Annotated in this window: 15 protein-coding genes; 3 read left to right on the top strand and 12 right to left on the bottom strand. The window is 72.1% G+C overall.

Annotated features, from left to right (window positions below):
• Positions 1–81 precede the first annotated feature (81 nt).
• The 12 genes from D1648_RS05885 to ffh form a co-directional block, all read right to left on the bottom strand.
• A complete protein-coding gene (locus D1648_RS05885; RefSeq protein ID WP_122939854.1) occupies positions 82–384 on the bottom strand; it encodes a DUF2469 domain-containing protein in 303 nt (100 codons plus the stop codon).
• Complete coding sequence (locus D1648_RS05880; protein WP_122939853.1) at positions 381–1214, bottom strand: ribonuclease HII; 834 nt, start codon at positions 1212–1214, stop codon at positions 381–383. Before D1648_RS05880 ends, D1648_RS05885 begins: the two co-directional genes overlap by 4 nt.
• Positions 1211–2050, bottom strand: a complete 840-nt coding sequence (lepB, locus tag D1648_RS05875; RefSeq protein WP_122939852.1) for a signal peptidase I — start codon at positions 2048–2050, stop codon at positions 1211–1213. The genes D1648_RS05880 and lepB (D1648_RS05875) overlap by 4 nt, the downstream gene beginning before the upstream one ends.
• 30 nt (positions 2051–2080) lie before the next feature.
• The gene (gene lepB, locus D1648_RS05870; protein WP_122939851.1) at positions 2081–2650 is read right to left on the bottom strand and encodes a signal peptidase I; all 570 of its coding nucleotides are present in this window, start codon (positions 2648–2650) and stop codon (positions 2081–2083) included.
• A 28-nt stretch (positions 2651–2678) separates the two neighbouring features.
• Positions 2679–3029, bottom strand: coding sequence for a 50S ribosomal protein L19 (gene rplS, locus D1648_RS05865; RefSeq protein WP_122939850.1), 351 nt, complete (start codon positions 3027–3029; stop codon positions 2679–2681).
• A 369-nt stretch (positions 3030–3398) separates the two neighbouring features.
• Entirely contained in the window at positions 3399–4127 is a 729-nt protein-coding gene (gene trmD / locus D1648_RS05860; RefSeq protein ID WP_122939849.1) for a tRNA (guanosine(37)-N1)-methyltransferase TrmD, read from the bottom strand.
• Between the two features lie 7 nt (positions 4128–4134).
• Positions 4135–4719, bottom strand: a complete 585-nt coding sequence (gene rimM / locus D1648_RS05855; RefSeq protein WP_122939848.1) for a ribosome maturation factor RimM — start codon at positions 4717–4719, stop codon at positions 4135–4137.
• Positions 4716–5705, bottom strand: coding sequence for a hypothetical protein (locus D1648_RS05850; RefSeq protein WP_206424777.1), 990 nt, complete (start codon positions 5703–5705; stop codon positions 4716–4718). The genes rimM and D1648_RS05850 overlap by 4 nt, the downstream gene beginning before the upstream one ends.
• 85 nt (positions 5706–5790) lie before the next feature.
• Positions 5791–6033 (bottom strand): RNA-binding protein, encoded by a 243-nt coding sequence (locus D1648_RS05845; RefSeq protein WP_122939847.1) that lies wholly within the window; start codon positions 6031–6033, stop codon positions 5791–5793.
• A 1-nt stretch (position 6034) separates the two neighbouring features.
• Positions 6035–6505, bottom strand: coding sequence for a 30S ribosomal protein S16 (rpsP, locus tag D1648_RS05840; RefSeq protein ID WP_122939846.1), 471 nt, complete (start codon positions 6503–6505; stop codon positions 6035–6037).
• Between the two features lie 252 nt (positions 6506–6757).
• Positions 6758–7879 carry an amidohydrolase family protein gene (locus D1648_RS05835; RefSeq protein ID WP_122939845.1) on the bottom strand — a complete coding sequence of 374 codons (1122 nt, stop codon included), beginning with the start codon at positions 7877–7879 and terminating at the stop codon, positions 6758–6760.
• Between the two features lie 62 nt (positions 7880–7941).
• The gene (gene ffh, locus D1648_RS05830; protein WP_122939844.1) at positions 7942–9540 is read right to left on the bottom strand and encodes a signal recognition particle protein; all 1599 of its coding nucleotides are present in this window, start codon (positions 9538–9540) and stop codon (positions 7942–7944) included.
• Between the two features lie 98 nt (positions 9541–9638).
• Between ffh and D1648_RS05825 the strand changes: the two genes are divergently transcribed.
• The 3 genes from D1648_RS05825 to D1648_RS05815 all read left to right on the top strand — a co-directional run bounded on the left by D1648_RS05825 (position 9639) and on the right by D1648_RS05815 (position 12722).
• A complete protein-coding gene (locus D1648_RS05825; protein ID WP_122939843.1) occupies positions 9639–10592 on the top strand; it encodes a LysR family transcriptional regulator in 954 nt (317 codons plus the stop codon).
• Positions 10593–10683: 91 nt separating this feature from the next.
• Entirely contained in the window at positions 10684–11694 is a 1011-nt protein-coding gene (locus tag D1648_RS05820; protein WP_122940280.1) for a putative oxygenase MesX, read from the top strand.
• Positions 11691–12722, top strand: coding sequence for a methionine synthase (locus D1648_RS05815; RefSeq protein ID WP_122939842.1), 1032 nt, complete (start codon positions 11691–11693; stop codon positions 12720–12722). The genes D1648_RS05820 and D1648_RS05815 overlap by 4 nt, the downstream gene beginning before the upstream one ends.
• Positions 12723–12751: the final 29 nt, after the last annotated feature.

The raw sequence follows: 12751 nt of genomic DNA, 5'->3' as shown, positions 1-12751 counted from the left end.
GGACGGAGGGGGTGTGTGGAGGGGAGGTCGCGGCGCCGCGTCCGCGATGCAGGGACGCCCGTCTCAGGGGGCGGCCAGGACTCAGGGCAGGGAGAGGTCCTGCTTGTTGAGCTCCTCGATGTTGACGTCCTTGAAGGTCACCACGCGCACCGAGCGCACGAAGCGGTTGGAGCGGTAGATGTCCCACACCCACACGTCCGCCAGGCGCAGCTCGTAGAACACCTCCCCGCCGCCGGAGCGGACCTGCAGGTCCACCTGGTTGGCGAGGTAGAAGCGCCGCTCGGTCTCGACCACGTAGGTGAACAGGCTGACCACGTCGCGGTACTCGCGGAAGAGCTGGAGTTCGAGGTCGGACTCGTAGTTCTCGAGGTCCTGGCTGCTCACCGGCGCTCCTCCTCATCCTGCGGGCTCCACGGGCCCTCCCACAGTACGCCAGCCGAGCTGGTCGTCGGCCGAGCGCCCGCAGGCTGGCGCCCGTGCGGACTCGCTGACGGCGCGGTCCGGTTCGGCACGGTCCGGTTCGGCACGATCCGGGCCGGCGAGGACCCGGCGGCGTGAGCCGAGCCGAGGCGCCAGCTGCGTCGATGGTGCTCGTGCGCGCCCAGCCGGTCGATCGCCTCGCGATGCGCCGCCGAGCCGTAGCCCTTGTTCGAGGCCCAGCGATACTCGGGCGCCTCGGCGTCCAGCGCCGCCATCCGCGCATCCCGGGCGACCTTCGCCAGGATGCTCGCCGCGGAGACGCTCGCGCAGTCGCGATCGGCGGCCACGCGCAGCTCGACCAGGGGCGCGGGACGGTCCGAGGTGCTCAGCGCCCCGGTGAGCACGTCGGCGTCGCCGTCGAGCAGGAGCGCATCGGCCGCCAGCGCGAGCCCGTCCAGGGCGCGCAGCGCGGCCCTGGTCAGAGCGGGCATGATCCCGATCTCGTCGATCTCCGCGGCCTCGGCCCAGCCGATGGCGCCCGCGAGGGCCGTCCCGAGGATCGGGTCCACGAGCGCCTCGCGGCGGCGTGCGGTGAGCTTCTTGGAGTCCCGCACCCCCTCCGGCAGGGGCTTGACGGCACCGTCGGTGATCTCCAGGGCGAGGGCGCCGACGGCGACGGGTCCGGCGAGGGCGCCGCGGCCCACCTCGTCCAGCCCCACGACGATGCGTCGGCCGGGACCGCAGCGCCGGGCGAGCGCGATCTCGAGGTCGAGGGTCGGCGCGGGTGCGCTCACGGCTGGTCGGGCACGTCGGCGAAGGCGTCGGTGCCGTCCCCGAGCCCGGTCCAGCGGCTCACGGGCCAGAAGATCGCCTCGGCGCGGCCGGTGATGTCCGACTCGTCGACGAAGCCGCCGTCGCCCTGCACCTCGTGCCAGGCGGAGTCCGCGGAGGCGTAGCGGTTGTCCCCCATCACCCACACCTTGTCGGCGGGGACGGTGACGTCGAAGGCGGCCCGGCAGGCGGGGGTCTGCGGGTTGATGTACGGCTCGTCGAGGGTCGTGCCGTTGACCTGGAGCGCGGCGCCCTCGTCCTCGCACACCACGTGGTCGCCGGGCAGTCCGATGAGGCGCTTGACCAGGTGGTCCTGGGACGGGTCCGGGGCGAGGCCCACGAGCGAGAGCGCCATCATGAAGCGCACGCGCAGGGTGGGGTCCTCGGTGGCGTCGCCGGGGATCCAGTCGGCCGGGTCCTCGAAGACGATGACGTCCCCGCGCTCGAGGTCGAACACCCCGGGGCTGAGCTTGGAGACGATGATCTTGTCGTCCTCCAGCAGGGTGGGGTTCATCGAGGCGGAGGGGATGTAGAAGGGCTGGATGAGGAAGGTCTTGACCAGCACCGCGATGACGAGGGCGACGACCATCGTCACCAGCGTGTCGAGCCACAGCGGCATCCGCTTGCCGCGGTGGCGGGGCCGGTCCCCGTGCTCGTGGGGGTCCGCGGCGCGCTCCTCTCCCCGGGGCGGCTCGCCGTTCCCCTCGGGCGCGGCGGTCGCGGTGGTGGCGTCCACGGCGGGAGCGGGGTCCTCCGTGGCGGACGCTGCTCGGCGGTTCTCGTGGGACGCACTCTTCATCGCGGTCAGGATAGCCGGTGAGGCTGGGCGTCAGAGGGCGGAGCCGCGAGGCGGTGGCCACACGATCCGGTCCGCGCGGCCGACCACGCGCTCGACGGGGATCATCCCGCCGCCGGGGGCTCCGAGCAGATGGCGGGAGTCGGTGGAGTCGGAGCGGTTGTCGCCGAGCACGAACATGCGCCCCTCGGGGACGCGCAGGTCGAACTCGATCGTGCTCGGTGCCATGCCCTGCGGGAGATACGGCTCCTCGAGGGGCTCGCCGTTCAGGAGGATCGCACCGTCCTGCCCGCAGCAGCTCACGGTGTCGCCGCCGACGGCGATGACGCGCTTGACCCAGTAGCGGCCGCCGTCGGCCGAGGAGGGGGCGAAGTATCCCGTGCCGTCGAGGACGACCACGTCCCCCCGGGCGGCGGTGCCGGCCGTGGTGCGGTCGGCCAGGAGCACGTCGCCGACCTCGAGGGTCGGGGCCATCGACGCCGAGGGGACCCGGAAGGGCTGGACCACGAAGTGGCGCACGGCCAGCACGGCCAGCAGCGCCAGCACGACGCAGACGGCGACGGCCACCACAGGGTGGGGCCGTCGCCGTCGGTCCGCGCTCACGCGGATGCTCCGGGGATCCGCAGGGGGATCAGGAGTGGTCGCGCTTCTCCTTGATGCGGGCCTTCTTGCCCGTGAGGTTGCGCAGGTAGTACAGCTTCGCGCGGCGGACGTCACCGCGGGTGACGACCTCGATCCTGTCGACCGTCGGGGCGTGCACGGGGAACACGCGCTCCACGCCGACGCCGAAGGAGACCTTGCGGACGCGGAAGGTCTCGCCCACGCCGTGGCCCTGGCGGCCGATGACGTAGCCCTGGAAGACCTGGATACGGGAGCGGTTGCCCTCGATGACCTTCACGTGCACCTTGACGTTGTCGCCGGCACGGAAGGCGGGGACGTCGTCGCGCAGCGACGCCTTGTCGAGCTCGTCGAGCTTCTGCATGTCTCTCTCCTGGCCTCCGCCTCAGGTCGGTCGGCCTCGTTCGTCGGGCCGCTCGGGGCGCCCCGTCGTGAACCGTCGATCCGGCGGGGAGACGTGCATGTCTCGCCGTGCCGGTGTGCTGGGCCTCTGGCGGCGACTCCCATCGCCACGGATCTGCCCGACCGCGTGATGCGCCCTCCCCTGAGGCAGAGGGGCGCGCGGTGCGCACGAGGGGACATTCTGCCAGCGCACCGCGCGCAGCGGCAAGCCGGCCCCGGGGTGTTCGTGCCGGTGATCACCGCGCAGGGCCGTCGGATCGCTCACGTCCGCTCGCGGGCCGGCACGGCGGCGTCCCCGTCGGGGTGGCCGGTGCACCGTCGGGAGGTGCTCTCAGGCCTCGTCGAGGAGGTCGGGGCGGCGCTGCCGGGTGCGCGAGACGGACTGCTCGCGTCGCCAGGCCGCGATCTTCCCATGGTCCCCGGACAGGAGGATCGCCGGGGCCTCGCGCACCACCCCTGCCGGGTCCTCCCAGCGGGCGGGACGGGTGTAGAGGGGGTATTCGAGCAGTCCCTCGGAATGGGACTCCTCGACGAGGGACTCGGCGTTGCCGACGACGCCGGGCACGAGTCGCACGACGGCCTCGGTGATCGCGAGCACCGCGACCTCGCCGCCGTTGAGGACGTAGTCGCCGAGGGAGGCCAGGGCGACCTCGCAGCCGATGTCGGCGAGGTGCTCGTAGACCCGCTCGTCGATGCCCTCGTAGCGGCCGCAGGCGAGGATCAGCCACTCGCACTGGGACCATTCCTGCGCCGTGGACTGCGAGAACGGCGTCCCGGCGGGGTTGGGGAAGATGATCAGCGGCTCCACGTCCTCGCCGAGCGCCGCCTGCCCCTGCTCGCGCACGGCGGCGAAGGCCTCCGCCCACGGCTCGGGCTTCATCACCATGCCGGCGCCGCCGCCGAGCGGGGTGTCGTCCACGGTGCGGTGCCGGTCGTGCGTCCAGCTGCGCAGGTCGTGGACGTGCAGGTCCAGCAGCCCGTCGCGGCGCGCCTTCCCGATGAGGGAGAGCTCGAGCGGGGCGAGGTACTCGGGGAAGATCGTCAGGACGTCGATGCGCACGGCGGCCTCAGCGCTCCGTCCGCGCAGGGCCGGAGGTCTCCGGCTCGGGGCCCTGCTCGTCCTCCGGCAGCGCGTCGAAGAGCCCGCCGGGCGGATCGGCGGTCACCACGCCCGCGGCGAGGTCGACCTCGGGCACGAGCTGCTCGACCAGCGGCAGCTGCACGCGGCGCCGGTCCGGGGTGCGCACCACGAGGAGGTCCTGGGCCGGGTAGTGGTCGACTCCGGCGACGACGCCGAGCTCGCGGCCGTCGACGTGGCGGACCGCGAGGCCCTCGAGCTGGGAGGGGTACCAGGCGTCGGGGTCCACGTCGGCCTCCTCCTCGGCATCGACGGCGAGCTCGAGGTCGATCCCGCGCAGGGACTCGGCGTCGGTGCGGTCGGCGACCTCCTCGAAGCTCACGTACCAGCGATCCTGCTGGAGGCGGGTGCCTCGCACGGTGAGGGTGCGCCGCCGGCCGTCGGAGTCGACCTCGAACGCGGCGCCGGGGCGCAGCCGTTCCTCCGGCTGGTCGGTGCGCAGGATCAGCGCGACCTCGCCGCGCAGGCCGTGGGCGCGGCCGATGGTCGCGACGATGACGTCGAGGGTGCTCATGCGAGGGCTCCGTTCGTGGGGACGGCGAGGGATGCGGGGGTGCCGGCGGGGGTCGGGGTGTCGGCGAGGGCCTGGGCAGGGCCGTGGGCGGCGGGGGCACCGGCCACGGCGTCGCCGCCGTCCTCGGCGGGGGCGGGGGCGTCGTAGCCGCGTGCCAGGCAGGCCGAGGCGAGCCGGTCCAGCGGGTCCTGGAGCCCTTCGGAGGAGGTGTCGCCGTCGAGGGCGTCCGCGAAGGGGGCGCGGATCTCCTCGAGCGCGGCGCGCACGGCGTCGTCGTCCACGGCGCTGATCTCGGCGTCCAGCAGGTCTGCGGTGGCGCGGAGCTCATCGGTGCGTCCCTCCGGAACCTGCTGCGGGGCGCGGCCGACGAGCTTGAACATGTTGGAGGTCAGCACGTTGGAGTTCGCGAAGTGGGTGAGCGTGCCGGGGGTGTCGAAGACGTCCGCGCACACGAGCGCGGCGGGCTTGGTACCGGCCTCGCCCGGACCGTCGGCCCAGAGCGCGGCCGCGGAGCTGTCCCGGCAGACGGCCGCCACGCCGTCCCAGGCGCGGGCGAAGGCGTCGAGGTCCGCGTCCTGGCCGCGCTCGGGCTCGGTGCGGAACCAGTCCGCGAGGGGCGCGGCGCTCTCGCGCGCCGTCTGCGGCGCGTGCTCGAAGACGGACTCGACATCGTCCCCGGCGAGGGCGTAGAAGCCGGGATCGGAGGGGCCTGCCTCCGGGGCGCTGCCCGCGCGGTCCAGGACCTCGCGGGAGAGGGGGTCCGCATAGTCGGGGTCTCCCCAGAACGCGGTGCAGGCCGCGGCCAGGGAGGGGTCGGAGCTCGCGTGCGCCGTCGAGACGGCACCGTCGTCGGCGGTCGAGGCGTCCGGGGCCTCGTCGGAGGTGCAGCCGGTCAGCGCGAGGGAGAGCCCGAGCAGCGGGACGAGGAGGCCGAGTGTGCGGGTGGAGCCGGTCGCGGCGGCGCGGGCGGGGCTCTCCGCGAGCACGCGGGGCGCGGACGACGAGGAGCGGCGCCGCCGGGACCTCCCGGTCCGTTCGGCAGCGCCGCTCCTCAGGGTCCTGCGGGGCACCTCAGCGACGGTCGACGTCGACGATGTCGACCCGCACGTCGTCCTCCGAGAGGGCCGCGGTGACCGTGCGCAGGGCACGGGCGGTGCGGCCGGACCGGCCGATGACGCGGCCCAGGTCGGCGGCGCCGACCCGGACCTCGAGCAGCGGACCGCGGCGGGTGGACTTCTCCGTGACGCGGACGGCGTCAGGGTCGTCGACGATGCCTCGGACCAGGTGGTCGAGCGCTTCGGCGCGGGTGCTCATCTCAGGCCTCGTCGGTCGCCGCGGCGGCGGCGTCCTCGGTGGCCTCGCCCTCGGCCGGGGCCTCCTCGTGGCCGGCCTCGACCTCGGCGGCGGACTTCTCCTTGGCCTTCTTCGCGCCCTCGCGGGACTCGGTGGCGGCCTTGTCGGCGGCGGCGATGCGCTCCTCGGCGGACTGCTTCGCCTCGGCGGTCTTCAGGGAGCCGGCGGCATCGCCCTCGCCCTTGAACTTCGCCCAGTCACCGGTGACCTTGAGCAGTGCGGCGACCTGCTCGGTCGGCTGCGCGCCGACGCTCAGCCAGTACTGCGCACGCTCGGACTCGATCTCGATGACCGAGGGGTTCTCGGTGGGGTGGTACTTGCCGATCTCCTCGATCACGGCGCCGTCGCGCTTCTTGCGCGAATCGGCGACCACGACGCGGTAGAACGGTGCACGGATCTTGCCCATGCGCTTCAGGCGGATCTTGACAGCCACGTGGGTGGACTCTCCTTCAGGGATGTTCGGGTGAGTCCCGCCGCAGCCTGTGGGGTGATGCGGGCGCTGACGGTTCTCGGGGTGTCGCTCCCGGGCGGGTAGAGGGCCGGCCCGGACGCATACAGGCGATGATTATGCCAGGGATCCCCTCCCCCGTTCCACCCCGGCTCCTGTGCGCCGGGGCACACGGGCCGGCGGGCCCAGGTCGGAAGGCGTGGGCGAGCGGGCGAGGGTGTGCACGGGGAGGACCTCTCACGCCACCTGGCGACCGCCGAGCACGATGTGGCTCCGCTCGCGCAGCGCCCGATGGTCGATGCGCGGATCGGCCGGGACGACGAGCAGATCCGCCGGGGCGCCGTCCTCGAGGCCCGGCACGCCGAGGAGGCGGCGAGGGGCCCAGGTCGCAGCCTCGAGGATCTCCGTGCCGGTCAGGCCCGCGGCGGCGAGCTCGTCGAGCTCGTCATGGATGATGCCGTGGCCCAGCACTCCCCCGGAGTCCGTGCCGACCAGCAGCTGCACACCCGCATCATGGGCGTCGCGGGTGCGCTCGTAGCGGGATGCGCGCAGACGGCGCATGTGCGCGGCGTAGGCGGGGAACTTCCCCTCCCCCTGGGCGGCGTAGGTCTCGAACTCGTCGACGTTGACGAGGGTGGTCACGACCGGGATCCCCGCCTCGGCCACGCGGGGGATCGTCTCCCCCGTCAGGCCCGTGGCGTGCTCGAGGCAGTCGAAGCCCGCGTCGAGCACGAGCGGGAGGGTCTCCTCGTCGAAGGTGTGGGTGGTGATCCGGGCACCGGCCGCATGGGCGGCGTCCGCCGCGGCGACGAAGTCCTCGGCCTCCCAGCACGGGCTGAGGTCGCCGGCCGCGCGGTCGATCCAGTCGCCGACGAGCTTGACCCATCCGTCGCCGCGACCGGCCTCGCGCGTGACGGCGGCGGGGAGCTCCTCCGGCTCGACCTCGTCGGCATAGCCGATCAGATAGCGGCGGGTGCGGGCGAGGTGGCGTCCGCACCGGATCAGGCGCGGCAGGTCGCCCTGCTGCTGCAGCGGCGAGTTGTCGATGATCGAGCCCGCGTCGCGGACCAGGAGCACGCCGGTGTCGCGGTCCACGAGCGCCTGCTCGCGCGCCTCGGCGAGGGTGGTGCCCCCTCCCCCGTCGGCGATGCCGAGATGGCAGTGCAGATCGGCGAGGCCGGGGACCACGATGCCGTCGATCTCCCGGACCTCGGTCCCTGCGGGCAGCTCGGGCTTCTCGTGATGGATGACCCCGCCCGCCACCCAGGCCTCGGCGAGCTCCTCCTCGGGACCGAGCAGGATCGGTCCGCGCAGGTGGAGGATCGGTGCGGTGGTCTCGGCGACGTCGGCGGTGCTCATGGCCGCGAGCCTATCGAGATGACCGAGCCGGGCCCGCGCAGGACGAGGAGACCCCGCCGCGATCACTTCCCGCCGAGGAGCTTCTGCATCTCCGGCGGGAGCTGGCTCGGATCGAAGTCGGACAGGTCCGGCTGACCGCCCTGCTGGGCGCCGCCGCCGAACGCCGAGCCGCCTGTTCCCTTGCCGCTCTCCGCGGCGCGCTTGGCGGCCTCGGCCTGCTCGCGCGCGGCCTTGGCGGGGTTCTTCGACTTGGACTTCTTGCCCTGGGGGCGCTGCGGGGCCTGCCGGCCGCGGGACTTCTTGCCCATGCCCATGCCGGGACCGCCGGGCATCCCCGGCATGCCCCCGCCGCCGGCCATGCCGCGGCCCATCGTGCGCATCATCTGCTGAGCCTGCTTGAAGCGCTCGAGCAGCTGGTTGATCTGCTGGACCGTCGTGCCCGAACCGCGGGCGATGCGGTTGCGGCGCGAGCCGTTGATGATCTTGGGGTTGTTGCGCTCCTCGGGCGTCATCGAGCGGATGATCGCCTCGATGCGGCCGATCTCGGACTCGTCGAAGTTGTCGAGCGCCTCGCGGTACTGCCCCATGTTCGGCAGCATGCCGAGCATCTTCTTGATGCTGCCCATGTTCTTGAGCTGCTGCATCTGGCTCAGGAAGTCGTCGAGCGTGAAGTCCTCGCCGGAGGCGAGCTTCTGCGCCGCCTTCTCGGCCTCCTTCTGGTCGAAGGCCTTCTCCGCCTGCTCGATGAGGGTGAGCACGTCGCCCATGTCGAGGATCCGGTTCGCCATGCGGTCCGGGTGGAAGCGCTCGAAGTCGTCGAGGCTCTCGCCGGTGGAGGCGAAGAGGATGGGGCGCTCGGTGACGCCGGTGATGGACAGCGCCGCGCCGCCGCGGGCGTCGCCGTCGAGCTTGGAGAGCACCACGCCGGTGAAGCCGACGCCGTCGCGGAACGCCTCGGCGACCCGCGCCGCGTCCTGGCCGATCATCGCGTCGACCACGAACAGGGTCTCGTGCGGGTGCACGGCGTCGCGGATGTCCCGCGCCTGCTGCATCATCTCCTCGTCGATGCCGAGACGGCCGGCGGTGTCGACGATGACCACGTCGTGCTGCTGGAACTGGGCGGTGGAGACGCCGTTCATCGCCACGAGCACCGGGTCGCCCACGCCGTTGCCGGGCTCGGGGGCGAAGACGGGTACTCCGGCGCGCTCTCCCACGATCTGCAGCTGGTTCACGGCGTTGGGGCGCTGGAGGTCCGCGGCGATCAGCAGCGGGGTGTGCCCCTCGGCCTTCATCCACTGCGCGAGCTTGCCGGCGAGGGTCGTCTTGCCGGCGCCCTGGAGGCCGGCGAGCATGATCACGGTGGGCGGGTTCTTGGACCAGTTCAGCTCGCGGGCCTCGCCGCCGAGGACCTGCACCAGCTCGTCGTTGACGATCTTGACGACCTGCTGGGCGGGGTTGAGCGCCTTGGAGACCTCCTCGCCGAGGGCGCGCTCGCGCACCGCGGCGGTGAAGGTGCGCACCACGGACACCGCGACGTCGGCGTCCAGCAGCGCTCGGCGGATCTCGCGGATCGTCTTGTCGACGTCCGCCTCGCTGAGACGGCCGTGGCCGCGCAGGCCCTTGAGGCTGGCGGTGATGCGATCGGACAGGTTGTTGAACACGAAGAGCTTCCCCTAGGTCGTGCGGACCTCCCCAGTGTAGGGGCCGGGCCGCGCGCACCCGATCCCCGATCCCGCGCTCGGTGGGATAGCCTGCACCGATGGCACGCGGTGGCGTCGGGACGGCGCACGGGATCACATTGCAGCAGCTGCGGTACTTCGTCGAGGTCGCCGCGGAGGGCTCCATCACCGCGGCCGCGGATCTGCTCTACGTGTCCCAGCCGACGATGTCCGCGGCGATGAAGGACCTCGAGCGTCGGGTGGGGCGCGTCCTCCTGCGTCGCTCCGTGCGCGGAGCGGCCCTCACCGAGGACGGCATCGAGTTCCTCGGCTATGCGCGCCAGGTGGTCGAGCAGGCCGAGCTGCTCGAGCAGCGCTATCTCGGACGCCCGCCGTCGCGCCGCCTGCTGGCCGTCTCCGCCCAGCACTACTCCTTCGTGGTGGAGGCGTTCGTGCGCATGGTGAAGGCCTCGCAGGCCGCGGAGTACGCGTTCACGCTGCGCGAGACCCGCACCGCGGACATCATCGAGGACGTGCGGACGCTGCGCAGCGAGATCGGCGTCCTCTACCGCAGCGACTTCAACCGGAAGGTCATCGACAAGCTGCTGCGGGACTCCGAGCTCGCCTTCACCCCGCTGTTCCTGGCGAGCCCGCACATCTTCGTCGCCCGGACGAACCCGCTCGCCTCGCGTCGGCGCGTCTCCCTCCAGGACCTCGAGCACCTGCCCCGGCTCACGTTCGACCAGGGGACCGACAACTCCTTCTACTTCGCCGAGGAGATCCTCTCGACCCGGTCCTCAGCACAGGACATCCGGGTCAGCGATCGGGCCACGATCTTCAACCTGATGATCGGTCTGGACGGCTACACGATCTCCACCGGCATCGTCTCCGATGACCTGGATCCGTCGATCGTCGCAGTGCCGCTCGACGTCGACGAGCACATCGAGATCGGCTGGATCGGACACGAGTCCGCATCGCTCACCGGTCAGGCGGAACGCTTCGTCGCGGAGATGCGCGATGTGGTGACGGGCTTCGGCGTCGAACTGCTGACATAGGAACCAGCTATGCCGAGCACCCAAGTGTCTTGATGGGGCTATGAGAGGTCGTCATGCGTACGCTCGCTCCACCATGACGATCGAGGGCACCATGACGACCGACTTCACCTTCAGCATCCGCACGACCCGCTTCGACGAGGACTACGTCCCGGCGAGCGGATCACGGATCACCACGAACTTCGCCAACCTGGCCCGCGGGGACCACCGCCGCGAGAACCTCCGACGCGCCCTTGCGATGATCACCGACCGCACGAACGACCTCGCAGGCGGCGGGGATCGCTACGACGTGGAGCTCGACATCGTCTCCGCGGATCTGCACCCGGGCACCGGCGAGGGGACCGCGGACGACGGCGCGGGAGTCCCGCTGATCGAGATGCTCCACGTGCAGATCCTGGATCGCGACACCGGCGAGCGCATCCCGGGGATCACCGGCAACAACTTCTCCTCCTACGTGCGCGACCACGACTTCAGCGTGCGGCTGCCCGCGCACCGGAGAGCCGCGGACGCCGTCGCGGGCCCCTCGGGATCCGGCCCCGACGTGCCGGACGACTTCGGCGTGCTGCACGGGAAGCTCTTCCGCCGCTTCATCGCCTCGGACGCCTATCGCGAGCGCTTCGCCCGGCCGCCCGTGGTCTGCATCAGCGTCTCCACCAGCCGGACCTATCGCCGGATCGGCGAGGGGCATCCCGTGCTCGGGGCCGAGTACGCCACGGACGGCTCCTCCCTCACCGACCGCTACTTCGCACGGATGGGACTGCAGGTGCGGTACTTCATGCCCCGCGGTGCCGTCGCCCCCCTGGCGTTCTACTTCGAGGGCGATCTGCTCGCCGACCACTCCGACCTGGCGCTCATCGGCACGATCGCCACCATGGAGACGTTCCAGAAGATCTACCGCCCCGAGATCTACCATGCCCACGAGCCCGCCGGAGAGATCTACCGGCCGCGCCTGGACAATCCCGACCACGCGGACACCGGGATCGTGTACGACCGTGAGGAGCGCAGCCGGCTCGGGGTGACCCAGGGCGGCTTCATCGAGGAGCGGCTCCTCGAGCCCCATGGCGAGCGACTGGAGCAGTGGCTGGCCGAGGAGGTCGCCCGATGAGCACCCTGCTTCCCACCTCGATCGTCGGCAGCCTCCCCAAGCCCTCCTGGCTCGCCGAGCCCGAGACGCTCTGGTCCCCGTGGAAGCTCGAGGGCGCGGAGCTGGACGAGGGCAGGCGCGATGCGCTGCACCTGGCCGCCGCCGAGCAGGCCCTCGCCGGGCTCGACATCATCAGCGACGGGGAACAGACCCGTCAGCACTTCGTCACCACCTTCATCGAGCACCTCAGCGGCGTCGACTTCTCCCGGCGCGAGACGGTGCGGATCCGGAACCGCTACGACGCGAGCGTCCCGACCGTGAGCGGGCCCGTCGGGCGTGAGCACTCCGTCTTCGTCGACGATGCGGTGGCCCTGCGCGCGCAGACCGACCGGCCCCTGAAGTGGGCCCTCCCGGGCCCGATGACCATGATCGACACCCTGTACGACGCGCACTACGGCAGCCGCGAGCAGCTCGCCCGGGAGTTCGCGGGCATCCTCAACCAGGAGGCGCGGGAGCTGGAGGCGGCGGGCGTCGACATCATCCAGTTCGACGAGCCCGCCTTCAACGTCTTCTTCGACGACGTGCGGGACTGGGGCGTGGAGGTGCTCGAGCGCGCGGCCGAGGGGCTGCGCGCCGAGACGGTCGTGCACATCTGCTACGGCTACGGCATCAAGGCCAACACCGACTGGAAGGCGACCCTCGGCTCGCAGTGGCGGCAGTACGAGGAGACGTTCCCGCTGCTGCGGGCCTCGAGCATCGACACGGTCTCCCTGGAGAGCCGCGGATCCCGGGTCCCGATGGAGCTCGTCGAGCTGCTCCGGGGGAAGAAGGTGATGCTCGGCGCCATCGACGTCGCGGACTCGAGGATCGAGACCCCGCAGGAGGTCGCCGACACGCTCCGGGAGGCGCTCGCCTTCGTGGACGCGGACAGGCTCTGCCCGAGCACGAACTGCGGCATGGCGCCGCTCGCTCGCACGGTCGCGCAGGGCAAGATGCGTGCGCTCGCCGCCGGGACGGCGCTGCTGCGCGCCGAGCTGTCCGGGGACTGATCCCGCGGCGCGGCGTCCACGCGACGTGC

This window comes from Brachybacterium sp. EE-P12 (assembly GCF_003711805.1).
GTDB lineage: Bacteria > Actinomycetota > Actinomycetes > Actinomycetales > Dermabacteraceae > Brachybacterium.
This window is presented reverse-complemented; position numbering and strand designations above follow the sequence as displayed.